Genomic DNA, 23,497 nt, shown 5'->3' with positions numbered 1-23,497 from the left:
GGCGACAAACTGGTCGTACCACGAACCCAGCAGATCAACGGAGAGCATATATGAGCAAAACCAGTGTCCGCATCGGGACCTTTGAAATCGATGACGCCGAACTGCAAGGCGAACAGCAGGGAGAACGAACGTTAGTCATTCCCTGCAATTCCGACCCGGATTTATGTATGCAGCTCGACGCATGGGATGCCGATACCAGCATCCCAGCTATTCTCGACGGGGAACACTCCGTTCTCTACCGCCACCACTACGACCAGCAGTCCAATGCCTGGGTCATGCGTCTTGCCTGACTCAACAGGGAACCCGTCCGTCAGACGGGTTATTTACCTCTCTGAGTTTCCCCGCTCCGATTCATCCCCTACACTAACATCAGGTTGTAAAAATCTGAGGGTGGAATGTTCGCACTGGTACTTTTTGTTTGTTACCTGGACGGCGGCTGTGATGACATCGTTATCGATGTCTTCAATACGGAGCAGCAGTGCCTGTTTGCCATGAAGGACCAGCGCATGCGTCACGGTGGCTGTTACCCGCTGGAAGAGTTTATTGACGGCTTCTGGCAGCCCGCCACCGAATACAGTGATTTTTGATTACTGAAGCTGAACCAACGTCAGCGCCCCGCCGAAGACGGCCCCGGTGTCGATATAGTGCAAATTCGCCACGTCGAAACGCTGCTTCAGCGGCGTATGCCCAAACCAGAAGTGATCCGCGCCTTCAATCCCTTCCAGCGTCTGTTTTTCAAGCGCGGCGGTGAGCCGCTGGCGACTCCATAGTATTTGCTGCCGATCAACCGGCTGATGCCAGCGGTAGTGCGGCGCCGGATAATCCGCATGGGCAATAATATGGATCCCGTCCCGGCAGCGCGCTTCAATGATCCAGGGCAGCCGATGGCAGCCGTGAATCTGCGATGTCGCCTCTTTTCTCTGGGGCTGGGGCGTTTCGCTCAGCCAGGTACCGCCGTTAAGCTGCCACAGCGTCATCTCGTTTCCGGCCAGAGCATCCAGCGCCATCTGCTCGTGGTTACCGCGCACCGCGATAAACCAGGACTCATCCAGCAGTTGCAGGCAGCGCAGACTCTCGGGACCACGGTCGATCAGATCGCCCACGGAAATAAGCAGATCCTCAAAGGGATTGAAGTGACGAAGCCTGAGTTCGGCCATGAGTTGCTGATAGCAGCCGTGCAGATCGCCAACCACCCAGATAGAGCGCCATTTTTCACCGTCAATACGTTGATACATATGCCCTCCCGTTCTGAAAAATGGTGGAAAAAATATCGGCAATATTTGCAATAACGGATTTATAACATTTTGCTAATTTCTGCCATTATATAAGTTCTGACGCCGCCTTTTTGGCTTCGCCCAGAAATCCCATAGTTAAGAGGCCTATGTCGCACGAGCGGAGTGATGCATGTTTTCAGGATTAAACAGAAGCGATACCAAAAAACTTGCTACGCTGGAACTGCTGCGCCAGGAGGATAAACCCCGCGACAGGACTCTGGACGAGTTTGCCTGGCTGGCCAGCCAGCTTATGGGCGTTTCTGGCAGCTTTGTAACCATTGTAGACGACCAGTTCCAGTACATTAAATGCACGCGTAATTTGCCCCCGCTGGCGACAAAGGTGCATCTGGACGAGACCATGTGCCAGCACTCGGTCCACAGCTCGCGGGCAATTATCTGCAATGATACCCGGCGCGATCCGCGTTTTGCCTCGCATCCGCAGGTGACTAACGGCACGGTGATTTTCTATGCCGCCGCTCCGCTGAAGACCCACAAAGGGGACGTTTTCGGAACCCTGTGCTTAACCGATAATCAGCCTTCCTGTCCCAATCAGCTGCAGATCGACCAGTTTCTGCGGGTGGCAAAACTCACCAGCGAGTATCTTCAGTCCTGGTACTCCGTCGGGCGTATCGATCCCCTGACCGGCCTGCCCAATCGGGTGAGCATGCTGAACGAGATCAACCGCCTCGCCTTTTCTGACGTGCCAGAACCCTGGACGCTGGTTATTTTCGACTGTATTGATATGCCCCGCGCCTATGAGCTTTCCCGTTATCTGGGCCTGGCCGCCGTGGAAAAAATGCTGCGCAGCTTTGGTCCGCTGCTACGCTTACGCCTTAATTTAACGGAGGCCACGCCGCTGTATGCGTTCGCCACCGGGCGCTATGCTGTCCTGGTGAAAACCGATGAGGCGAGTGAGCTGCTTGAGAAGGCGCGTACGATCCCACATACCCAGGCGAAGATTACCGGCGATATCGAAATCCAGCTGCAGACGCATGCAGGCTACCTCACCTTCGAGCCGCGCGAAATTCCCGGTCAGGAAGTCTTTCGCCGTGGCGTAAGCGCCCTGCACGAAGCCATACGTCAGGATACAGCGCTGGTGGAATTCGATCCGGTGATGGATGACAAGCGCAATACCGATTTCCGCTTGCTGTACGATCTCGGCGAAGCAATAAAATCCAGCGACCAGCTCTATCTGGTCTATCAGCCTAAAATTTCACTGCATACGGGGAAAACCGAAGGCGTGGAGGCGCTGCTGCGCTGGAACCATCCGGAAAAAGGCAATGTTCCCCCATCGACCATTGTGGCCCTGGCCGAACGGACAACGCTGATGGCTTCGCTTACCCAGTGGGTCATTCGCCGGGCGCTGCAGCAGCTACAGATATGGCGTGCGCAGGGTATCACCATACCTGTCTCGCTAAATATCACCGTCAGCGACTTCTCCCGCAGCGGCTTCGCCCGGCAGCTTGCCGATATGGTCACCTTTTCCGGCCTGACGCCGAATGATATTCGCATCGAATGTCTGGAGACGGAAAAAGTGCTGGAAAGCCAGACCGCGCTGCTGGAACTGGATAACCTGAAAGCGCTGGGCTTTAAAATCCTGCTTGATGACTTCGGCGCCGGTTACAGCAATATCAGCTATCTCCGCCGTATTCCTATCGACATCATCAAGCTGGACCGCTCCCTGATAAACCAGATAACCACCGACGCCGGCAGTCAGATTATCGCCCGAAATATTATTACCATGCTGAAAGAGCTGGATTACCTGGTGCTGGCCGAGGGCGTCGAAGATAAAGAAACGGCCACCATCCTGCGTCAGTTTGGCTGCGATGAAGCACAGGGGTATTACTTTGCGAGACCGATGACGGCGGAGCAGATTGTGGAGTGGCTGGACAGGGATAGTGCGGTGGAAATGGTTCTCACTCTTCACTAGCTGACTTAAGCTTACATCCCTTCTGAAGCCCGCCAAAAGTGCGGGCTTTTTACTGATTACCCTGTCAGACAAACCCTATTAATTACCAAAAATAGCTGGACGTTAGCCTGGCAGAGTATGTTATGTTTTGAAGCGGATGTGGGCTTTCGAATTTTTTCAGGATGAAATCGCGAAGTAGCTTACATTTCATAAGGATAAAAAAAGACCAAATACGATTCCTGTATTTGGTCCAGGGAAATGGCTCCTGGGAGAGAGCCGTGCGCTAAAAGTTGGCATTAATGCAGGCGAAGTCGCCTTGCCACTTAAGAATAGATGACCGCGTCAGCTTTTCCAGTCCGCGGCGAAAGAGGCCCGCAAAACTGAGGGGTCTATACAAAAAACCGCAGCGCCTCTTTGCAGAAGCCTGCGGTTTTTTTATTTGCGACCAGTACGTTAGCGTAGAAAACTAGCAGAGGGTTTCCGCACGTTCAATAAAGGGTGCGAGGCTCATCTTCTGGCCCGGATGGTTCGGATCGTCTGCCAGGATGATATCAATGGACTGGCCTTTGCTTTCACCGCTGTCGACGCGCTTCTGCGCCACGTCATTGATCGGGTACTGGACCAGAGTGCTGGGGTTGATCACAAACAGCGCCTTGCCCGGTCGGCAGGTCAGCATAACTTCTTCACGCGTAAAGGCCCATTTATCCTTACCCATCTCAAAGCGGCTAACGGTGATCACCTGCGGCGCGGCCAGCGCCATGCCGGAAGAGGTCAGTAAGAGCAGAGAAAGTATAATTCGCTTCATGGTTTTATCAGTCCGTTCAGAAGGGTTCCAGAGTGGCAAACAGGCTGACCGTTGCCAGCACCAGCACCCCGAGCACCATTTCACTTTGTGTCATGCGGATAAACATCTGCTGCGCCTGGCTTGTGCCGGTGCGCATTCGTGGTACCAGAACATACCTGTTCACGAGGGCAATTGCCACCATCAGCAGCACTAACGCACATTTAAACAACAACATGCGCCCGTAAAGGCTGCCCGGTGCGATCAGCGCGCCCTGAATCAGCCAGCTGTTGATCGCCCCGCTGAAAAGCACGCCCGCCACGGCAAGGTGCCCATAGCGGGAAAAGCGCATCATGGTGTAGATTGCCGCCGGTCGCCAGCGCCCGTGGGAGAGCTGGATGCAGTAAAGCAGCGGCAGCAGCCCACCCAGCCAGCTCGCCGCGCACAGCAGGTGCAGGCCGCGATTAACACGCTGCAGGACGCCGGTAATGCCATCGTTCATGGCCGCATGCCCTACCCCGGCCAGCAACAGCAGCTGAACCACGCAGAAAATCAGCAGCAGTCCCTGAACCCGACGCGGCTGCATCAGCGCCAGGCCAAGCGTTATCCATGCCAGTACGCCCTGCCAGAGCAGGATGCTGCCGGTGCGGGTTGTCGCCACCGCCTGCCAGATCTCAGGCCGGAGCACATCCGCCCAGCCATCGCCCATCTGGCCGCCGAGCACGGCAAACATCAGGGTGGCACTGAGTGCATTGACGATCAGCGCATGCCGCTGAATACGCTGAAAACGTCGGGTCAGCAGCGGCCTGAGCGTTGACGGTGCCAGCCAGGCACAGTAAAGCGCCCAGCCAAACGCCAGCATCAGCGCCAGGAAATGGAGGAAACGCAGGCTTACCCAGGTCAGGGTTAGCATGGGCTAGCGCACGCTAAACTGATAGCGCCCTTTGGTTTTGTGGCCGTCCACCGAGACGACGTGCCAGTCGACGCGATACTCGCCGGGCTGTAGCGGCTGGCTCAGCGGAACAATAAGCTGTTTATTATCCTTTTCATTACGCTTCGCCTTACCGGTTTCAATCGCCGTTTCGCCGGGACCGGTCAGGGTCAGGCCGCTGAACTGTGGCTCTATGCCTTCGGAAAAATTCAGCGTCAGCGCCTGGGGCGCGGCATCAACCTGCGCATCCGCGGCGGGATACTGGTGTTCCAGGTGGGCATGGGCGAAAACGCCGGGGGTGACAAACAGGGTGGCGATAAGCCAGAGCGCCGGACGACGCCGTACAGAAATGAAAGCCATCTTTGCCATTCCTTATGGTTATCTATATTGCTAAAAGCATACCGTTGTATAATTGGGCCGTCGAGGTGGAATCGGGACAGGCTTGCCATTATGCGACAAGCTTAGTAAGTTCTGTGCCGCGAACTCAGGAGAAAAAAATGAACAAGAATCTGGCGACCCTTGAGCAGGAAGAGATGGACAAGGTGAATGTCGATCTCGCTGCCGCAGGGGTGGCATTTAAAGAACGCTACAATATGCCCATCGTGCCCGAGGTTGTCGAACGCGAACAACCCGAGCATCTGCGCGGCTGGTTCCGTGAAAGGCTGATTGCTCACCGCCTGGCCTCGGTGAATTTATCCCGCCTGCCGTGGGAACCTAAAATGAAGTAATCATCCACCTGCGTGATAAATCCCGGACGCGATGCGGCACCGCACCCGCGGCGAAACCGTATCCCGGGGTTGGCAAGGGGTGAGCATTCTATTACGCTACCCTTTTTACGGCCAGGAGTGTGCCATGTTACGCGTTATCGATACCGAAACCTGCGATTTGCAGGGCGGCGTGGTCGAGATTGCCTCTGTCGATGTTGTTGACGGTCAAATAACCAACCCCATGAGCCACCTGGTCCGCCCGGACCGCCCTATCAGCCCCCAGGCGATGGCCATTCACCGCATTACCGAAGCGATGGTCGTCAACCAGCCGTGGATAGAAGAGATCGTTCCCCACTATCAGGGCAGCCATTTTTACGTGGCGCACAATGCCAGCTTTGACCGTCGGGTCCTGCCGGAGATGCAGGGCGACTGGATCTGCACCATGAAGCTGGCCCGCCGCCTCTGGCCGGGGATCAAATACAGCAATATGGCGCTGTATAAATCCCGCAAGCTAAACGTCGCCACTCCGCCCGGCCTGCATCACCACCGGGCGCTGTATGACTGCTATATCACCGCCGCCCTGCTGATCGATATCATTAATACCTCCGGCTGGACGCCCGACGATATGGTAACCATCACCGGCCGTCCTGCGCTGCTGACCACCTTCCCGTTCGGTAAATATCGCGGTAAGCCCGTCTCAGAAGTGGCGGAGCGCGACCCCGGCTACCTGCGCTGGCTGTCCAATAATCTGACCAATATGACCCCGGAAATGCGCCTCACCCTGAAGCACTATCTGGGAGACTGATCAGACCGTCTGGCCCGGTAATGTCCCCTGGGCCAGCGCAATCAGGAAGCTATACTCCATCGCCACCCCTTCGTAGCTGCGAAAACGCCCGGATTTCCCGCCGTGGCCGGAATCCATATCGGTACACAGCAGCAGCAGCCGATCGTCGGTTTTCAGTTCCCGTAGCTTTGCGACCCACTTGGCTGGTTCCCAGTACTGCACCTGGGAGTCGTGCAGGCCGGTGGTCACCAGCAAATGAGGATAATCCTGCACCGTCACCCCATCGTAGGGGCTATAGCTCTTGATATAGTCGTAGTACGTTTTATCCTGCGGATCGCCCCACTCTTCGAACTCGCCGGTGGTCAACGGGATGGATTCATCCAGCATTGTCGTCAGCACGTCAACAAAAGGCACCTGCGCCACCACACCGTGAAACAGGTCCGGGCGCTGGTTAATAACGTTAGCCACCAGCAGTCCGCCCGCACTGCCGCCCATGCTGTAGCAGAGTGCCGGATCGCCATAGCCCTGAGCTAATAGCGCCTCGCTGGCGTCGATATAGTCCGTAAAGCTATTTTTCTTGTTAAGGAATTTGCCGTCCTCGTACCACTGCTGACCCAGTTCGCCGCCGCCGCGCACGTGAGCAATGGCAAAAACAAACCCGCGATCCAGCAGGCTCAGACGGCTACTGCTGAAGTCTGCATCCATGCTGGCACCGTAGGAACCATAGCCGTAAACCAGCAGCGGATTATGCCCCGGTCTGAAGTGTTCCCGATGATAAACCAGCGAGACGGGCAGTTCGACGCCGTCGCGGGCCTTCACCCACAGTCGCTCGCTGCGATAGTGACCCGCATCAAAACCGGCCACCTCACTCTGTTTAAGGACCTGCCGTTCACCCGTATCCATATCCAGCTCAAACAGCGTATCCGGCGTCGTCATGGACGAGTAGCCGTAGCGCAGGCGGGACGTTTCCGGCTCCGGATTACTGGCGATCCAGCTGACATAGGCCGGATCATCAAATGCGATCCCGGTACTCTCGCCGCTCTGGACATTAATCTGCCGCAGGCTGGTCAGGCCGCGCTGACGCTCGCCCACCACCAGCCAGTCGCGGAACAGGGTAAAATCTTCCAGCATCACCTCATCCCGGGCCGGGATCAGCGTCTGCCAGGCCTGCTCATCGCGTTTCGGCGTCTGATAGAGGCCAAAGTTTTTCCCGTCCCGGTTAGAGCGCAGATAAAAACGATGGTGGTAGTGGTCGAGATTATATTCATGATCCTTGCGGCGCGGCAGGAAGACCTGCGGCTGCGCGTCCGCCAGTTCGGCATCCAGCAACAGCGCCTCGCTGGTAGTAGCGCTGGCGAGGTCGATCACCACAAAATGGCGGGAGGTCGTTTTATGCAGGCTGACGTAAAAGGTTTCGTCGTGCTCCTCATAAATCAGCTCATCCAGACTGACCGGGTTACCCAACGTATGCCGCCAGACCTGGTACGGCAGCAGAGTCACCGCATGCTTGCGCACATAGTAGAGCGTTTTTGAATCATTGGCCCAGACCACATCCGGCTCAATGTTCTCCAGCACTTCCGGATACCAGTTTCCGCTTTCCAGATGGCGAAAACGCAGCCCGTACTGACGACGGGAGAGGTAATCTTCCGCCAGCGCCATCAGGGTATTATCCGGGGAAATGGCAATCGCGCCGAGCGTATAAAATTCGCTGTTCGCCGCCCGTTCGTTGCCATCCAGCAGCGTCTCCCAGGCATCCCATTCGGCGCTCTGGGCCGGCTGACGCTGGTAGATTGCGTACTCAAGACCTGGCTCATAAATACTGCGGTAGCGGTAGCCGTTTTTTACGTAGGGCGCGGAAATATCCCGCTGCGGCAGACGGTCGATAATCTCTTTCAGGACCCGGTCCTGCAAGGCCTGCTGGGAAGCCATCACCTTGTGGCCCCAGGCATTCTCCTGCTTGAGGTAGTCCAGCACGTCCGGCTGTGAGCGGGTATCGTCGCGCAGCCAGTAGTAGTTATCGATGCGGGTATCACCGTGGGTGGTGATAGCGTAAGGGATCGGTTTCGCTTTTGGTGGCATGACATTCGTACTTATCAGAGAAGACATTCCCTAAGGGTGGCAAATGTCAGCCACGATGCAAGCGAAACCTGTTGTCAGGGCAAAAATATTAGCCCGGAAGTGCCTGTTTTTGCTGTTTAAGATCCTGCTCAATGCCGTCACGCACGTCCTGAGGAATTTTCAGGGCGTCGCCGAGCGCGTTCAGGTAGCTGCGCTCCATAAAGTGATCGATATCGATGGCCGCGCAGCTGAGGAAGTAAACCTCAAGCGCTTCTTCCTCGTTACGGATATCCCGCGCCAGGCGCTGGGGATCTAACGGCTGCTCGATGGCCTGCGCAACCAGTGCCCGTCCCTGCTCTTCCACGCCCGCCTCGCGCATCTGCTGTTCGATAGCCGCACGCTCGTTATCGTCAATATGACCGTCGCTTTTCGCCGCAAACACCAGGGCGAGGATCAGCCGCTCCGTGCGCACGTCCAGAGGCGAGCTCTGCTGGCCGAACTGCGGCTCGCCCTGATGAGCGGTACGGATCTTGTCTTTATACTTGTTCCACAGCACGGTGCCGGCCACCGCGCCACCGCCAACCAGCAGCGCGCCGGTGCCGTATTTGGTCAGTAGCTTGCGCGATGATTTATTGCCGACCAGAAACCCTGCCAGGCCGCCCAGCGCGCCCGGTACCAGCAGTTTGCTGAGCCCCTGCTCACCGGACGAGGAGGAGGATGCGCCTTTCTGCCCCAGCAGCGACTGGAGTTGATTGAGCCAGTTAGCCATGATTTTCCTCAGATAGCTGATAACAATCCGCCCAGATTAGGTGAGCGGGCGTCAGGAAATGTCTGGCCCGGCTAAAGATGCGCAAATTACGCGGCTTTGACCCGCTTTGCCGCGGTGGTGATATCCACCGCATCGGTCCCGGTCGATTCCGTTTCCGCGTCGGTTTCCGCAGCAGCAGGCAGCTGACCCGACTTGAGGATTGCGCTGAGGATATCTTTGCGCTCGGCCAGCCACAGCGCCATACCCTCGCGAGCGGCATCGTCGAGTTCGACAGGTGCGGTACCCAGCCAGCTTCCCAGCACATCTGCCATATCGAGCATTTTGTCGTATGCGTCCGCATCCTTTTTGCTGGTAAATGACATCTTTTCCTCACCTTCGCGAATGACCACGTATTTCACTTCAACCGTCATGATGCAGCCTCATTACTGTGTATTTGTACAGTACAATAGCGCGCCGTTTAAACAAGCGCAAGTGTTAAAAGACAGACGCAAACGTTTTCGTTTATACTGTGGCGAAATTTTTTTGCTATCGGAAATCGGCTATGACGGTATTAGGAACGGCGCTGCGTCCTGCGGCAACACGCGTAATGTTACTGGGCTCAGGGGAACTGGGAAAAGAAGTGGCGATTGAGTGCCAGCGCCTTGGGCTGGAAGTGATTGCGGTAGACCGCTATGCGGATGCCCCGGCGATGCACGTGGCCCACCGCGCCCACGTTATCAATATGCTGGACGGTAACGCGCTGAAAGCGCTGGTCGCCGAGGAAAAACCCGATTATATCGTGCCGGAAATCGAAGCCATCGCCACCGATATGCTTATCGAACTGGAACAGGGTGGACAGAAAGTGGTTCCCTGCGCCCGCGCCGCCCGTCTGACCATGAACCGGGAAGGTATTCGTCGTCTGGCTGCGGAAGAGCTCTCCCTGCCTACCTCCAGCTACCGCTTTGCCGACAGCGAAGCGGCTTTCCGCCAGGCGGTGGAAGAAATTGGCCTGCCCTGCATTATCAAGCCGGTCATGAGCTCCTCCGGCAAAGGCCAGAGCTTTATCCGCACCGCCGATCAACTGGCTCGCGCCTGGGAGTATGCACAACAGGGCGGCCGCGCCGGTGCCGGTCGGGTGATTGTTGAAGGCGTGGTGAATTTTGATTTCGAGATTACGCTTCTGACCGTCAGCGCCGTCGACGGCGTGCACTTCTGCGACCCCATCGGCCACCGTCAGGAAGACGGCGACTACCGTGAATCCTGGCAGCCGCAGCAGATGAGCCCGCTGGCGCTGGAACGCGCTCAGGCGATTGCCAGCCAGGTTGTGCTGGCCCTCGGCGGACACGGCCTGTTCGGCGTGGAACTCTTCGTCTGCGGCGACGAGGTCGTCTTCAGCGAGGTCTCCCCTCGCCCGCACGACACCGGCATGGTGACGCTGATCTCCCAGGATCAGTCGGAATTCGCCCTGCACGTCCGCGCCTTCCTCGGTCTGCCCGTGGGTGGCGTTCGCCAGTACGGTCCGGCGGCCTCGGCGGTGATCCTGCCGGAACTGACCAGCCAGGATGTGACCTTCGGCAATATCGACGCGGCGGTTGGCGCTGGCCTGCAGCTGCGCCTGTTCGGCAAGCCAGAGATCGACGGAACACGTCGTCTGGGCGTGGCGCTGGCCGTTGCCGATACGGTTGAAGATGCGGTTGAGCGCGCCAAAAACGCGGCGGCAGCGGTGGTCGTTAAAGGCTAAAAAAAACGGGCCGCGTAAACGCAGGCCCGTTGGTGATATGACAAACCCGGCAAACCGCCGGGTTTTTTAATGCTTACAGCTTCGCGCCTTCTACGGCTTCGCGCGCCAGCTTAGTGATACGATCGTAGTCACCGGCTTCCAGCGCATCCGCCGGAACCAGCCAGGAGCCGCCGATGCACAGGACGCTTTTCAGCGCCAGGTAGTCACGGTAGTTGGCCGGAGAGATCCCGCCGGTCGGGCAGAAACGGACCTGCGCGAACGGACCGGCAATGGCCTGCAGCGCTTTGGTGCCGCCGTTGGCTTCCGCCGGGAAGAATTTGAATTCTTTCAGACCGTAGTCCATACCCAGCATCAGTTCAGACACGGTGCTGATACCCGGGATCAGCGGGATAGTGCCTTCGGTAGCGGCTTTCAGCAGCGGCTCGGTCAGACCCGGGCTGATGGCGAACTGCGCGCCCGCTTCGGTCACTTCCGCCAGCTGCTGCGGATTCAGTACGGTACCGGCACCGATAATAGCCTCCGGCACTTCTTTGGCGATAGCGCGGATAGCGTCCATGGCGCACGGGGTACGCAGCGTCACTTCCAGCACGCGTACGCCACCGGCAACCAGCGCTTTTGCCATCGGCACGGCGTGTTCCAGTTTATTGACTACGATAACCGGCACTACCGGGCCAGTTTTCAGGATTGTTTCAGCAGTTGTTTTCCAGTTTTTCATCAGAAATATTCTCTCGCCTGAATTTACAAATCTTGTCGTCTTAAAAGTCGATGCAGGTCGCGCCCTGTTCCGCACCGGAAAGTTTTTCCCGCAGTGCGCCGAACATTTCACGCCCTGTTCCCACGCGCGCCGCGCTCAGGTCAGGAATATGTGGCTGACGTGCCGCCAGGACTTCTTCATCCACCATCAGTGTTAACTCACCCGTCTGGCCGTTAACACGAATGATGTCGCCGTCATGCACTTTTGCCAGCAACCCGCCGTCATACGCTTCCGGTGTCACATGAATCGCTGACGGCACTTTACCTGATGCGCCGGAGAGCCGTCCATCGGTAACTAATGCAATTTTGAAACAGCGGTCCAATAATACACCAAGTGGCGGCATGAGTTTATGTAATTCTGGCATGCCGTTCGCTTTAGGCCCTTGATGTCGCACAACAACGACGCAATCACGGTCCAGTAAACCGGCGTCAAAGGCAGGTAAAACGTCGTGCTGGCTTTCAAAAATCACCGCCGGCGCTTCGATCACCTGATTTTCGACCGGGACCGCAGAGGTTTTCATCACCGCACGGCCAAGGTTGCCGCTCAGCACTTTGGTGCCGCCATGTTTCGAGAACGGCTTCTCAATGGTGGCGATGACCGCATCATCCAGTGAGGCGCTGGCACCGTCACGCCAGTCCAGCTCGCCGTTGTTCAGCCAGGGCTCGAGGGTATAGCGCGAAAGGCCAAACCCGGCTACCGTGTTGACGTCTTCATGCAGCAGACCGCCTTTCAGCAGTTCACGAATCAGCACCGGTACGCCACCGGCCGCCTGGAAGTGGTTGATATCAGCCGGGCCATTCGGGTAGAGACGCGCCATCAGCGGCACAATTGCCGACAGGTCAGAGAAGTCATCCCAGTTAATGATGATGCCCGCCGCACGCGCCATCGCCACCAGGTGCATGGTGTGGTTGGTGGAGCCGCCGGTTGCCAGCAGGGCCACGATACCGTTAACCACCACTTTCTCATCGACCATTTTACCCAGCGGCATCCAGCTATTACCGTTGCCGGTCAGGCGTGTTACCTGACGCGCCGCCGCGGTGGTCAGGGCTTCGCGCAGTTCAGCATCCGGATGCACAAAGGAGGATCCCGGCAGCTGCATGCCCATAAATTCCACGACCATCTGGTTCGTGTTAGCGGTGCCGTAGAAGGTACAGGTGCCCGGTGCGTGATAAGAGGCCGCTTCCGACTCAAGCAGCGCCATTCTGTCCACTTTTCCTTCGGCGTACAGCTGACGAATACGGACTTTCTCTTTATTCGGCAGGCCGCTGGCCATCGGCCCGGACGGCACAAAAATGGCCGGTAAATGGCCAAACGACAGCGCCGCCATCGCAAGCCCCGGGACGATTTTGTCGCAGACGCCGAGATAAAGCGCCCCGTCGAACATATTGTGGGACAGGCCCACCGCCGCCGACATGGCAATCACTTCCCGGCTCAGGAGTGACAGTTCCATCCCGTCCTGCCCCTGGGTAACACCGTCACACATCGCCGGTACACCGCCAGCAACCTGCCCGACGGCGTTAACCGAGTGCAGCGCACGGCGGATGATGTCCGGGTAGCGTTCGTAGGGTTGGTGGGCGGAGAGCATGTCGTTGTAGGAGGTGATGATGGCGATATTGTTGCGCAGCATGCTTTTCAGCGAGGCTTTATCATCGGGCTGGCAGGCGGCGAAACCGTGGGCCAGATTACCGCAGGCCAGAGTTGAGCGCTGGACCGTCTCACTTTTCGCCTGCTCGATACGGGCAAGGTAGGCGCTGCGAGTGTCGTGCGAACGGGCAATGATTCGTTGTGTTACCCGTAACAATTCAGGATTCATAAAAGCTCCTTAAAATTTATTTTTTCCGGGCTACGGGTTCAAACGGACGCTCACATTACTGAAACGTTGTTCCCTTTAGCACCAGGGGCAAAATCGCTTCAGCCAGTGTAATAAAAAAAGCCCCGCTGGTGAATCCAGTCGGGGCTTAAAAGAGTAAAAAATGTGCGGGATTCTGCCTTAGATCATGTTACCAGTAACGTAACAGGTATCTTGTGGCTAAAAATCACTCGAATTCGTTCCAGGAACGACCGTCGCGGGTGATCATCGCTACCGAGGCCACCGGGCCCCAGGTACCCGCCTGATATGGCTTAGGCGCATCCTGATCGGCCGCCCAGGCTTCAGTGATGGAGTCAACCCACTTCCAGGCCTCTTCCACTTCGTCACGACGAACGAACAGGGCCTGAATACCGCGCATGGTTTCCAGCAGCAGACGCTCGTAGGCATCGGCCAGGTGCGTCTCGTTAAAGGTCTCTGAGTAGCTCAGATCCAGCTTGGTGGTTTGCAGGTTGTGTTTGTGGTCCAGACCCGGAACTTTGTTGAGGATCTGGATATCCACGCCCTCATCCGGCTGCAGGCGGATGGTCAGTTTATTCTGCGGCAGCTCCTGCCAGGACTCTTTGAACAGGTTCAGTTCCGGGTTCTTAAAGTAGACCACGACTTCTGAACACTTGGCCGGAAGACGTTTACCGGTACGCAGATAGAAAGGTACCCCCGCCCAGCGCCAGTTTTCGATATCGACGCGGATCGCCACGAAGGTTTCGGTGTTACTGGTTTTGTTGGCGCCCTCTTCTTCCAGATAGCCCGGCACTTTTTTGCCCTGGGCAAAACCGGCACTGTACTGGCCGCGCACGGTTTTCTCACGGACGTTGGAGCGATCGATACGCTTCAGGGCTTTCAGCACCTTCACTTTCTCATCGCGAATGCTGTCGGCGGACAGGTCCGACGGCGGCGACATGGCGATCATGCAGAGGATCTGCAGAAGGTGGTTCTGAATCATATCGCGCATCTGACCGGCCTGGTCGAAGTAGCCCCAGCGGCCTTCGATCCCGACTTCTTCGGCGACGGTGATTTCCACGTGATCGATAGTGCGGTTATCCCAGTTATTCACAAACAGGGAGTTGGCAAAGCGCAGCGCCAGCAGGTTAAGCACCGTCTCTTTGCCGAGATAGTGGTCAATACGGTAGACCTGACACTCTTCGAAGTACTGACCCACCTGGTCGTTGATCTCGCGGGACGTCGCCAGCGAAGTGCCCAGCGGTTTTTCCATCACTACGCGTGCCGGTTTGGCGTTCAGCTTCGCTTCCCCAAGGCCTTTACAGATTGCGCCAAAGGTGCTCGGCGGCATCGCAAAGTAGTTAATGGTGATGCGATTTTCCTGGTCCAGCATCTCGCCCAGACGGGTAAAAGCCGTGGTGTCGTTGACGTCAAGGTTACAGAAATCGAGGCGACCGCTCAGCGTATCCCACAGGCCCGCATCGATTTTCTCCTTCATAAAGGTTTCCAGCGCTTCTCGCACCACCTTAGTCCAGGCCTCTTTATCCCAGTCTGCGCGACCCACCCCGATAATGCGGGTATCCGGGTGGAGCTGGCCGGCTTTTTCAAGCTGATACAGGGAAGGCAGCAGTTTACGACGCGACAGATCGCCTTTCGCGCCGAAAATGACCAGATCGCATGCCTGGGCTGTTTGCGTTACCGCCATGTCATTCTCCTCAGTTGGATAACCTGGTTCGTCTGCCAGGCCTTACTTGTAATTTTATTACGCTGCACTGTACTGTGTTTACGGCCTTGCCGAAAGCCCGGGCAGCGGTCAATGCGTGCTATTTCGCCCCGGATGCTGGCTTACGGGCTTTACGGATGAACAAACCTCAACCGCCGGTTATTATTCTTCGTCTGTAAAACCCGACTCTGATCATGTATTGAAAAAAAACAACATTTTTTGTCGCACTTGCCCATCCCATCTTACGGATGCGGCGGTATATTCTTGCTAAAACGCTTCACGATTTCATTTATTACTGAAATCGTTATTAATATGAGTGCACTTTTTGATGAATATGCTGGAAAAAGTCCAGGTACAACTGGAACACCTAAGCAAATCCGAGCGCAAAGTAGCCGATGTGATCCTGGCTAACCCGGATCGGGCCATTCATTCAAGCATTGCCGCACTGGCGCTTGAGGCCTCGGTCAGCGAGCCTACCGTTAACCGTTTTTGCCGCAGTATGGCGACCCGTGGATTCCCCGATTTTAAACTGCATCTGGCCCAGAGTCTGGCTAACGGCACGCCCTATGTTAACCGCAATGTCGATGAAGACGACAGCGTTGAGGCCTATACCGGCAAAATTTTTGAATCCGCGATGGCCAGCCTCGATCATGTGCGGCAGTCGCTGGATATGTCCGCCGTTAACCGCGCCGTCGATCTGCTGACGCAGGCCAAGAAAATTGCCTTTTTCGGCCTCGGCTCTTCCGCCGCCGTCGCCCACGATGCGATGAACAAGTTCTTTCGTTTCAACGTGCCGGTAGTTTACTCTGACGACATTGTGCTGCAACGAATGAGCTGTATGAATTGTAGCGATGACGACGTGGTTGTGCTGATTTCCCATACCGGACGCACAAAGAATCTGGTGGAGCTGGCGCAGCTGGCGCGGGAAAATGACGCGATGGTAATCGCCCTCACCTCCGCCGGAACGCCGCTGGCCCGCGAAGCGACCCTCGCGATTACGTTGGATGTGCCTGAAGATACCGATATTTATATGCCAATGGTGTCGCGGCTGGCACAGCTAACGGTGATTGACGTGCTGGCAACCGGATTTACTCTGCGTCGCGGGGCAAAATTCAGGGATAACTTGAAGCGTGTCAAAGAAGCGCTGAAGGAATCGCGTTTTGATAAAGAGCTGCTTCCCGGAAGCGATAACCATTAAAAGCTGATAACAAAGCTGTAACTTATTCTGTCGTTCGGTTAAGTTCCCATTATGCCGTTGCGGCATGCGGATAACCGAATCCCTGTTCACGCAACACCTGAGTTGTTTCACTCAACGGAGTATTACATGTCCAGAAGGCTTCGCAGAACTAAGATTGTCACTACGTTAGGCCCGGCAACGGATCGCGATAACAACCTCGAAAAAATTATTGCCGCAGGTGCCAACGTTGTTCGTATGAACTTCTCTCACGGGACCCCGGAAGACCATAAACTTCGCGCCGATAAAGTCCGCGAAATCGCCGCCAAACTGGGACGCCATGTGGCGATCCTCGGCGACCTGCAGGGCCCGAAAATCCGCGTATCCACCTTTAAGGAAGGCAAGGTCTTCCTCAATATTGGTGATAAATTCCTGCTCGACGCCAACCTTGGCAAAGGCGAAGGCGACAAAGAAAAAGTCGGTATCGACTATAAAGGCCTGCCTGCTGACGTGGTCCCGGGCGATATCCTGCTGCTTGACGACGGTCGTGTGCAGCTGAAAGTGCTGGAAGTTCAGGGCATGAAGGTGTTTACCGAAGTGACCGTCGGTGGCCCGCTCTCCAACAATAAAGGCATCAATAAACTGGGCGGCGGCCTCTCTGCCGAAGCCCTGACCGAAAAAGACAAGGCCGATATCCTGACCGCCGCGCAGATTGGCGTCGATTACCTGGCCGTCTCCTTCCCGCGCTGCGGCGAAGACCTGAACTACGCCCGCCGTCTGGCCCGCGACGCCGGCTGCGATGCCAAAATCGTGGCGAAAGTTGAACGCGCGGAAGCCGTCTGCGATCAGGACGCGATGGATGACGTGATCCTCGCCTCCGACGTGGTGATGGTTGCCCGTGGCGACCTCGGGGTCGAAATCGGTGACCCGGAGCTGGTCGGTATCCAGAAAACCCTGATCCGCCGCGCCCGTAAGCTGAACCGTGCGGTCATCACCGCGACTCAGATGATGGAGTCGATGATCACCAACCCGATGCCTACCCGTGCGGAAGTCATGGACGTGGCAAACGCCGTGCTGGACGGTACCGATGCGGTGATGCTCTCTGCCGAAACCGCCGCCGGTCAGTATCCTGCTGAGACCGTTGCCGCAATGGCCCGCGTCTGCCTCGGTGCAGAAAAAATCCCGAGCATTAACGTCTCTAAACACCGTCTGGACGTCGAGTTCGACAACGTGGAAGAAGCGATTGCCATGTCGGCAATGTACGCGGCAAACCACCTGAAGGGCGTGACGGCGATTATTACCATGACCGAATCCGGCCGCACCGCGCTGATGACTTCCCGTATCAGCTCCGGCCTGCCGATTTTCGCCATGTCCCGTCATGAGCGCACCCTGAACCTGACCTCGCTGTATCGCGGCGTTACCCCGGTACATTACGACGGCGAAGGCGAAGGCGTGGTTGCCGCTAGCGAAGCGGTTAACCTGCTGCGCGACAAAGGCTACCTGGTCTCCGGCGATCTGGTTATCGTCACCCAGGGCGACGTGATGAGCACCATCGGCTCAACCAATACCACCCGTATCCTGACCGTCGAGTAAGAACGGTACGCTACGGGTAAAAAAATCCCCCGACTTCATCAGCGGGGGATTTTCCTTTCTGGTCCAACCTTACGCGTGATTACGCTTCGGTATTCAGCTCTTCAAAGTTTTTCACCAGGTCATCAATCGCTTTAATCTGACGCAGGAACGGCTCCAGCTTCGCCAGCGGCAGCGCGGACGGGCCGTCGCATTTCGCATTTTCCGGATCCGGATGCGCTTCGATAAACAGACCGGCCAGGCCGGTTGCCATACCGGCACGCGCCAGTTCAGCCACCTGAGCACGACGGCCACCGGATGCAGCACCAAACGGGTCGCGGCACTGCAGGGCATGGGTCACGTCGAAGATCACCGGGGAGTTGTTGGTGACGTTTTTCATCACGCTGAAGCCCAGCATATCCACGACCAGGTTGTCATAGCCGAAGTTGCTGCCGCGATCGCAAAGAATCACTTTATCATTGCCGCCTTCGTGGAACTTATCGACGATGTTCCCCATCTGGCCCGGGCTGACGAACTGCGGTTTCTTCACGTTAATCACCGCACCGGTTTTCGCCATCGCTTCAACCAGGTCAGTCTGGCGAGCCAGGAATGCCGGAAGCTGGATCACGTCAACCACGTCGGCAACCGGCTGCGCCTGGCTGGCTTCGTGAACGTCGGTGATGATTTTTACGCCGAAGGTCTGCTTCAGTTCCTGGAAAATCTTCATCCCCTCTTCCAGGCCCGGGCCACGGTAAGAGTGAATAGAGGAACGGTTAGCTTTATCAAAAGAGGCTTTGAAGACGTACGGGATGCCCAGCTTCTGGGTCACGGTCACGTAGTGTTCGCAGATACGCATGGCGAGGTCGCGGGATTCCAGTACGTTCATGCCACCGAACAGCACGAACGGCAGGTCGTTCGCGACGTTGATATCGCCAATGCTAACCACTTTTTGTTTCATAAGATCGCCTTATCAGGGTTCAGATTTGAATCGGATTAATGCAACGTAGTATGTTTATGCGAAATCGAGTTGATTTGCGCCCGGATCATCTCGCTGATCGGATCTTCCGGGCACTGTTCAACAAAGTAGCTTAAATCAGTCAGCGCCACGTGGTCACACTCCAGCTGGGCATAAATCAGCCCGCGGTCGCGGATCTCATACGGGTCTTCAGGATTAAACTGCAGCAGCGCTTCGCTGGCGCGCAGGGCCAGCTCCATCTGCCGCTCTTCCATCAGCGACGATTTCAGGGTGTCGAGCAGCTTGCGGATCACCTCGGCGTTATCCGCCTCGTCGAGATCCTCATTAAACAGCTCGGCCACCGGGCTGATATTCCCCTTCAGCCAGACCTCAAGGGTATGTTCATCCAGGGTATCACCGTTAAACGGATTGATCAGCCACAGCTCGCCCTCTTCAGACTCGGTGCGCAGGATCAGCTGGGTGGGGAAAATCACCGGCACCAGCATAATATCCAGGCGATGGGCGACCCACAGCAGGATCGCGCCGAGAGAGACAGCGCTGCCCTCACGGTTTTTCAGCACCTGATCGAGCCACAGGGCATCGGACAGGCGATACACGCCGCGCTTATCTTTAAAACCCCATTCACCGTAGAACAGCTCAAGCAACGCTTCCATCTGAGTATCCGGGGACGACGCCTGGCAAATTTCTTCCCGCGCGAGGCGAACCAGCTGTTCCAGTTCGTCATACACGCGTTGCGCCGGGAAATCTTCGCGGATCAGTTCGGAAACCAGAACCATTCCTTCGCACAGCGGCGCTTTGTTAAACTCGAAATTGGCTAACGACCTCATGACTTACCCCAGTAACGGTATATGTGTTATGGCCAGTTTGATGATGATATACAGCACCACCAGCCCCAGCATAAAGGCAATAAAACCTGCCTGCTGGCTGCGCCGGACACGATGTCCCAGCGCAAAAAATCCTAAAACGATGTAGATAATAACGCCAAACAGCTTTTCCGTCAGCCACGTACCGTGCTCTGTAAACGGGAAGTTTTGGGAAACCCACATTAACCCCACGCCGCTGAGCAGCAGCAGCGTATCAACCATATGCGGCAAACGTCGTGCCCATCCCGCCTGCGCACGCGGATTACCGGTATAGCGCCACCAGTAACGCACGATAAACAGGGTGATGGTCAGCACCACGCAGGCGATATGGGTATAAATCAGCGCACGAAAAAGCATTATGCACTCTCCTGTGCAGGCAACCACCCAAGGGTCACGCGGTCATTGCCGCCATAATCGACGCAGGTTTCCACGCGGATGTAGCCTTCGCGGGTAAAGAGTGCCCGGACGGCTTCGCCCTGTTGCCAGCCGTGCTCCAGCAGCATCACGCCGCCTGGCAGCAGATAATCACGCCCTTCGCGGATGATATGCGCCAAATCGGCCAGGCCGCTGTCGGCGGCAACCAGGGCGCTTTTCGGCTCAAAACGCACGTCGCCCTGGGCTAAATGGGGATCCTGTTCGTCGATATAGGGAGGATTGCTGACAATCAGGCTAAAGCGCTGCCCGTGCAGAGCGGAAAACCAGTCGCTCTGTTCGATGCAGATATTGCCGATAGCCAGCGCCTCGGCATTACACCGGGCCAGCGCCACGGCATCCGCCACCCGGTCTACGGCGGTGACCTGGCAATCAGGCCGCTCGCTGGCGAGGGCCAGGGCAATCGCACCGGTGCCGGTGCCGAGATCGAGGATCGCGCAGGACGTATCGGTCAAACGCGCCAGCGCCTGTTCGACCAGGCATTCCGTATCAGGACGCGGGATCAGAGTAGCCGGAGAGACAAACAGCGGCAGGGACCAGAATTCACGCATCCCGACAAGATGCGCCACCGGCTCTCCGCGCTCGCGGCGGGCCAGCAGCGTATCGAGCTGCGTTTGCTGCTCAGGCAAAAGCAGGGTTTCACCGAAGGCGAGAATAAAGGTTCGCGCCTTCCCGGTGACAAAGCCCAGCAGAATTTCAGCATCGCGCCGCGGGCTGTCGCTTTCATGCAGGCGAACAATCGTCTGGCGCAGCCACTGCTGGTATTCCATCAATCCTGCTCGGCCAGGGCCGCCAGCTGATCGGCCTGGTATTCCTGGACAATCGGTTCGATCAGCATATCCAGTTTGCCTTCCATCACCTCGTCCAGACGGTAGAGGGTCAGGTTAATGCGGTGATCGGTCACCCTTCCCTGCGGGAAGTTGTAGGTGCGGTTACGGTCGCTGCGATCGCCCGTGCCAAGCAGGTTACGGCGGGTTGATGCTTCCGCCTGCTGACGCTTCGCCACTTCGGCAGCGCGAATACGCGCCCCGAGCACCGACAGCGCTTTGGCTTTGTTTTTGTGCTGGGAACGTTCGTCCTGGCACTCGACCACGATGCCGGTCGGCAGGTGGGTAATACGGATTGCGGAGTCGGTGGTGTTAACGTGCTGACCGCCCGCACCCGAGGAGCGGAAGGTATCGATGCGCAGGTCCGCCGGGTTGATATCCGGCATTTCGGCTTCCGGCAGCTCCGGCATAACCGCCACGGTACAGGCGGAAGTGTGGATACGGCCCTGAGATTCAGTCGCCGGGACGCGCTGAACGCGATGACCGCCGGACTCAAACTTCAGACGGCCATGAACGCCTTCACCGCTGATTTTGGCGATCACTTCTTTATAGCCACCGTGTTCGCCTTCGTTGGCGCTCATTATCTCGACCCGCCAGCGGCGCGATTCGGCATAGCGGCTGTACATGCGGAACAGATCTCCGGCAAACAGCGCCGCTTCGTCGCCGCCGGTTCCGGCGCGAACTTCGACAAAGGCGTTGCGTTCATCATCTGCATCTTTCGGCAGCAGCAGAACCTGCAGCTGCTGTTCCAGCAGCTCGCCCTTCTCTTTTGCGTCGCGCAGCTCTTCCTGCGCCATCTCGCGCATTTCCGGATCGTCGAGCATCATCTGCGCGGTTTCAATATCGTCCTGAATCTGTCGCCAGTCGGTAAAACAGCGTGACACATCGCTCAGCTGTGCGTATTCACGGGACAGCGCACGAAAGCGGTCCTGGTCAGCAATAGTACCGGCATCGCCAAGCAGCGCCTGGACTTCTTCGTGGCGCTCATACAGAGCTTCCAGTTTGGCAACAATAGAAGGCTTCATAGGCGTAAATGCACCCTAATAATAAAAATATGGTGGTGCGCTATTCCAGCCCGAGGCTGTTGCGCAGAATATCCAGGCGTTCATCATCCCCGTTACGGGCTGCCTGCTGGAGTGATTTGGTTGGTGCGTGGATCAGTTTGTTGGTCAGTGACCTGGCCAGATCCCGCATAATGACTTGCGGATCGCCACCCTGAGCAAGGGCAGCAAGCGCTTTGGCTGTGAGTTCATCGCGGGTTTGCTCTGCCTGTCCACGGTATTCGCGGATGGTTTCGCTGACGCTTTGCGCGCGCAGCCAGGCCATAAACTCGCTGGTTTCCTGGGCAACAATGGTTTCGGCTTCAACGGCCGCCGCTTTACGCTGCGCCAGATTGTGCGAAATGATGCTTTGCAGATCGTCAACGCTGTAGAGATAGGCGTTGGCGAGTTTACCCACGTCCGGCTCCACGTCACGCGGCACGGCGATATCCACCAGCAGCATCGGCTGGTTGCGACGGGCCTTCAGCGCCCGTTCGACCATCCCTTTGCCGATGATCGGCAGCGGGCTGGCGGTTGAACTGATAATAATGTCAGCCTCCTGCAGACGCGCATCGACATCGCTCAGGGCGATCACTTCCGCACCGACCTCATCGGCCAGCAGCTGGGCGCGTTCGCGGGTACGGTTGGCAATGATCATTTTGCGCACGCTATGCTGGCGCAGATGACGCGCCACCAGTTCGATAGTCTCCCCGGCACCGACCAGCAGGACGGTCACCGTGGAAAGAGATTCAAAGATCTGCCGTGCCAGGGTGCAGGCCGCAAAGGCCACGGATACCGCACTGGCTCCGATATCGGTTTCAGTACGCACGCGTTTGGCAACGGAGAAGGATTTCTGGAACAGACGCTCCAGCTCGCTGGCTTTAAGATGGCCGCGCTGGGAATCGGCAAAGGCTTTTTTCACCTGGCCGAGGATCTGCGGCTCACCCAGAACCAACGAATCCAGGCCGCTGGCGACGCGCATCAGGTGGCTGACGGCGTCGTTATCCTGATGCCAGTACAGGCTGTTGCGCAGCTCGTCTTCTTTCAGGTTGTGGTAATCGCACAGCCAGCGGATCAGACCATCATGGATATTATCCTGCTGCTCAACGCTGAGATAGAGCTCGGTACGGTTACAGGTCGACAGGACCACGCCGCCCTGCACCATGGGCTGGTCAAGCAGGCTTTCAAGCGCACGGTCGAGAGTTTCCGGCGCAAACGCAACGCGTTCTCGCAGGGAAACGGGAGCCGTTTTATGGTTGATGCCAAGCGCTAAAAGGGTCATGAGTGCGGGAATAGTACCAGCGTTGATAAGGTTAGTCTGAGCGCATCATACAGGATGGGATGGTGCAATAAAAGAGAATGCCCCCTTTTGGAGTACCAGGTGTTTTTTGATCCAGGA

The 23,497-nt window shown here is 56.9% G+C and carries 24 protein-coding genes; 8 read left to right on the top strand and 16 right to left on the bottom strand.

All coding sequences use genetic code 11. The annotated features are described in order from the left end of the window. Positions 1 to 50: 50 nt before the first annotated feature. Together EDF81_RS01695 and EDF81_RS01690 are read left to right on the top strand one after the other, a co-directional pair. A complete protein-coding gene (locus EDF81_RS01695) occupies positions 51 to 290 on the top strand; it encodes a YebV family protein (protein ID WP_123345659.1) in 240 nt (79 codons plus the stop codon). 105 nt (positions 291 to 395) lie between these two features. After that, the gene (locus EDF81_RS01690) at positions 396 to 587 is read left to right on the top strand and encodes a YebW family protein (RefSeq protein ID WP_123345657.1); all 192 of its coding nucleotides are present in this window, start codon (positions 396 to 398) and stop codon (positions 585 to 587) included. Here EDF81_RS01690 and pphA read toward each other — a convergent pair whose 3' ends face one another. Further along, the gene (gene pphA, locus EDF81_RS01685) at positions 588 to 1,235 is read right to left on the bottom strand and encodes a protein-serine/threonine phosphatase (protein WP_123345655.1); all 648 of its coding nucleotides are present in this window, start codon (positions 1,233 to 1,235) and stop codon (positions 588 to 590) included. Positions 1,236 to 1,404: 169 nt separating this feature from the next. On the opposite strand from pphA, the gene EDF81_RS01680 reads away from it, so the two are divergent. Next, on the top strand, positions 1,405 to 3,204 hold the full coding sequence (locus EDF81_RS01680; RefSeq protein WP_123345653.1) for an EAL domain-containing protein: 1,800 nt from the start codon (positions 1,405 to 1,407) through the stop codon (positions 3,202 to 3,204). Between the two features lie 445 nt (positions 3,205 to 3,649). Here EDF81_RS01680 and EDF81_RS01675 read toward each other — a convergent pair whose 3' ends face one another. Genes EDF81_RS01675 through yobA form a run of 3 tightly spaced genes read right to left on the bottom strand, consistent with a single transcriptional unit; the run spans position 3,650 to position 5,255 of the window. After that, positions 3,650 to 3,988, bottom strand: coding sequence for a YebY family protein (locus EDF81_RS01675; protein WP_123345651.1), 339 nt, complete (start codon positions 3,986 to 3,988; stop codon positions 3,650 to 3,652). Between the two features lie 16 nt (positions 3,989 to 4,004). Further along, complete coding sequence (gene copD / locus EDF81_RS01670; protein WP_123345649.1) at positions 4,005 to 4,877, bottom strand: copper homeostasis membrane protein CopD; 873 nt, start codon at positions 4,875 to 4,877, stop codon at positions 4,005 to 4,007. 3 nt (positions 4,878 to 4,880) lie between these two features. Then, positions 4,881 to 5,255 carry a CopC domain-containing protein YobA gene (gene yobA / locus EDF81_RS01665; protein WP_123345647.1) on the bottom strand — a complete coding sequence of 125 codons (375 nt, stop codon included), beginning with the start codon at positions 5,253 to 5,255 and terminating at the stop codon, positions 4,881 to 4,883. A 137-nt stretch (positions 5,256 to 5,392) separates the two neighbouring features. Here yobA and EDF81_RS01660 point away from each other — a divergent pair, with 137 nt between their 5' ends. Together EDF81_RS01660 and exoX are read left to right on the top strand one after the other, a co-directional pair. Continuing rightward, complete coding sequence (locus tag EDF81_RS01660) at positions 5,393 to 5,623, top strand: DNA polymerase III subunit theta (protein ID WP_123345645.1); 231 nt, start codon at positions 5,393 to 5,395, stop codon at positions 5,621 to 5,623. Between the two features lie 124 nt (positions 5,624 to 5,747). After that, positions 5,748 to 6,407, top strand: a complete 660-nt coding sequence (gene exoX / locus EDF81_RS01655) for an exodeoxyribonuclease X (protein WP_123345644.1) — start codon at positions 5,748 to 5,750, stop codon at positions 6,405 to 6,407. Here the strand turns inward: exoX and ptrB are convergent, their stop codons facing one another. From ptrB to EDF81_RS01640, 3 genes are all read right to left on the bottom strand, one after another. After that, positions 6,408 to 8,465, bottom strand: coding sequence for an oligopeptidase B (gene ptrB / locus EDF81_RS01650; RefSeq protein ID WP_123345642.1), 2,058 nt, complete (start codon positions 8,463 to 8,465; stop codon positions 6,408 to 6,410). It lies immediately after the preceding gene. Between the two features lie 88 nt (positions 8,466 to 8,553). Further along, complete coding sequence (locus EDF81_RS01645) at positions 8,554 to 9,213, bottom strand: tellurite resistance TerB family protein (protein ID WP_123345640.1); 660 nt, start codon at positions 9,211 to 9,213, stop codon at positions 8,554 to 8,556. An 86-nt stretch (positions 9,214 to 9,299) separates the two neighbouring features. Next, positions 9,300 to 9,623 carry a YebG family protein gene (locus tag EDF81_RS01640; protein WP_123345639.1) on the bottom strand — a complete coding sequence of 108 codons (324 nt, stop codon included), beginning with the start codon at positions 9,621 to 9,623 and terminating at the stop codon, positions 9,300 to 9,302. Between the two features lie 131 nt (positions 9,624 to 9,754). On the opposite strand from EDF81_RS01640, the gene purT reads away from it, so the two are divergent. Further along, positions 9,755 to 10,933 carry a formate-dependent phosphoribosylglycinamide formyltransferase gene (gene purT / locus EDF81_RS01635; protein WP_123345637.1) on the top strand — a complete coding sequence of 393 codons (1,179 nt, stop codon included), beginning with the start codon at positions 9,755 to 9,757 and terminating at the stop codon, positions 10,931 to 10,933. 73 nt (positions 10,934 to 11,006) lie between these two features. On the opposite strand, the gene kdgA is transcribed toward purT, so the two are convergent. The 3 genes from kdgA to zwf form a co-directional block, all read right to left on the bottom strand. Continuing rightward, positions 11,007 to 11,648 (bottom strand): bifunctional 4-hydroxy-2-oxoglutarate aldolase/2-dehydro-3-deoxy-phosphogluconate aldolase, encoded by a 642-nt coding sequence (gene kdgA / locus EDF81_RS01630; RefSeq protein ID WP_123345636.1) that lies wholly within the window; start codon positions 11,646 to 11,648, stop codon positions 11,007 to 11,009. A 40-nt stretch (positions 11,649 to 11,688) separates the two neighbouring features. Next, on the bottom strand, positions 11,689 to 13,500 hold the full coding sequence (gene edd, locus EDF81_RS01625) for a phosphogluconate dehydratase (RefSeq protein WP_123345634.1): 1,812 nt from the start codon (positions 13,498 to 13,500) through the stop codon (positions 11,689 to 11,691). Positions 13,501 to 13,723: 223 nt separating this feature from the next. Further along, positions 13,724 to 15,199 carry a glucose-6-phosphate dehydrogenase gene (gene zwf, locus EDF81_RS01620; protein WP_123345632.1) on the bottom strand — a complete coding sequence of 492 codons (1,476 nt, stop codon included), beginning with the start codon at positions 15,197 to 15,199 and terminating at the stop codon, positions 13,724 to 13,726. Positions 15,200 to 15,545: 346 nt separating this feature from the next. Between zwf and EDF81_RS01615 the strand changes: the two genes are divergently transcribed. Both EDF81_RS01615 and pyk read left to right on the top strand, forming a co-directional pair. Next, positions 15,546 to 16,415, top strand: coding sequence for a MurR/RpiR family transcriptional regulator (locus tag EDF81_RS01615; protein ID WP_123345630.1), 870 nt, complete (start codon positions 15,546 to 15,548; stop codon positions 16,413 to 16,415). Between the two features lie 126 nt (positions 16,416 to 16,541). Next, positions 16,542 to 17,984, top strand: a complete 1,443-nt coding sequence (gene pyk / locus EDF81_RS01610; protein ID WP_123345628.1) for a pyruvate kinase — start codon at positions 16,542 to 16,544, stop codon at positions 17,982 to 17,984. Positions 17,985 to 18,063: 79 nt separating this feature from the next. On the opposite strand, the gene kdsA is transcribed toward pyk, so the two are convergent. Genes kdsA through hemA form a run of 6 tightly spaced genes read right to left on the bottom strand, consistent with a single transcriptional unit; the run spans position 18,064 to position 23,380 of the window. Next, positions 18,064 to 18,918 (bottom strand): 3-deoxy-8-phosphooctulonate synthase, encoded by an 855-nt coding sequence (gene kdsA, locus EDF81_RS01605; RefSeq protein ID WP_123345627.1) that lies wholly within the window; start codon positions 18,916 to 18,918, stop codon positions 18,064 to 18,066. Positions 18,919 to 18,953: 35 nt separating this feature from the next. Continuing rightward, positions 18,954 to 19,763, bottom strand: coding sequence for an invasion regulator SirB1 (gene sirB1 / locus EDF81_RS01600; protein WP_123345625.1), 810 nt, complete (start codon positions 19,761 to 19,763; stop codon positions 18,954 to 18,956). Positions 19,764 to 19,766: 3 nt separating this feature from the next. Continuing rightward, a complete protein-coding gene (gene sirB2, locus EDF81_RS01595) occupies positions 19,767 to 20,156 on the bottom strand; it encodes an invasion regulator SirB2 (protein WP_123345623.1) in 390 nt (129 codons plus the stop codon). Then, complete coding sequence (gene prmC / locus EDF81_RS01590; protein ID WP_123345621.1) at positions 20,156 to 21,001, bottom strand: peptide chain release factor N(5)-glutamine methyltransferase; 846 nt, start codon at positions 20,999 to 21,001, stop codon at positions 20,156 to 20,158. The genes sirB2 and prmC overlap by 1 nt, the downstream gene beginning before the upstream one ends. Beyond that, positions 21,001 to 22,083: a peptide chain release factor 1 gene (prfA, locus tag EDF81_RS01585; RefSeq protein ID WP_123345620.1), complete on the bottom strand. Its 1,083-nt coding sequence runs from the start codon at positions 22,081 to 22,083 to the stop codon at positions 21,001 to 21,003. Before prfA ends, prmC begins: the two co-directional genes overlap by 1 nt. 40 nt (positions 22,084 to 22,123) lie before the next feature. After that, positions 22,124 to 23,380 (bottom strand): glutamyl-tRNA reductase, encoded by a 1,257-nt coding sequence (gene hemA / locus EDF81_RS01580; RefSeq protein WP_123345618.1) that lies wholly within the window; start codon positions 23,378 to 23,380, stop codon positions 22,124 to 22,126. Between the last annotated feature and the right edge of the window lie 117 nt (positions 23,381 to 23,497).

It is taken from the genome of Enterobacter sp. BIGb0383, from assembly GCF_003751845.1.
GTDB lineage: Bacteria > Pseudomonadota > Gammaproteobacteria > Enterobacterales > Enterobacteriaceae > BIGb0383.
The sequence above is the reverse complement of the archived record's forward strand: the minus strand, read 5'-3'. Positions and strand labels throughout refer to the sequence as shown.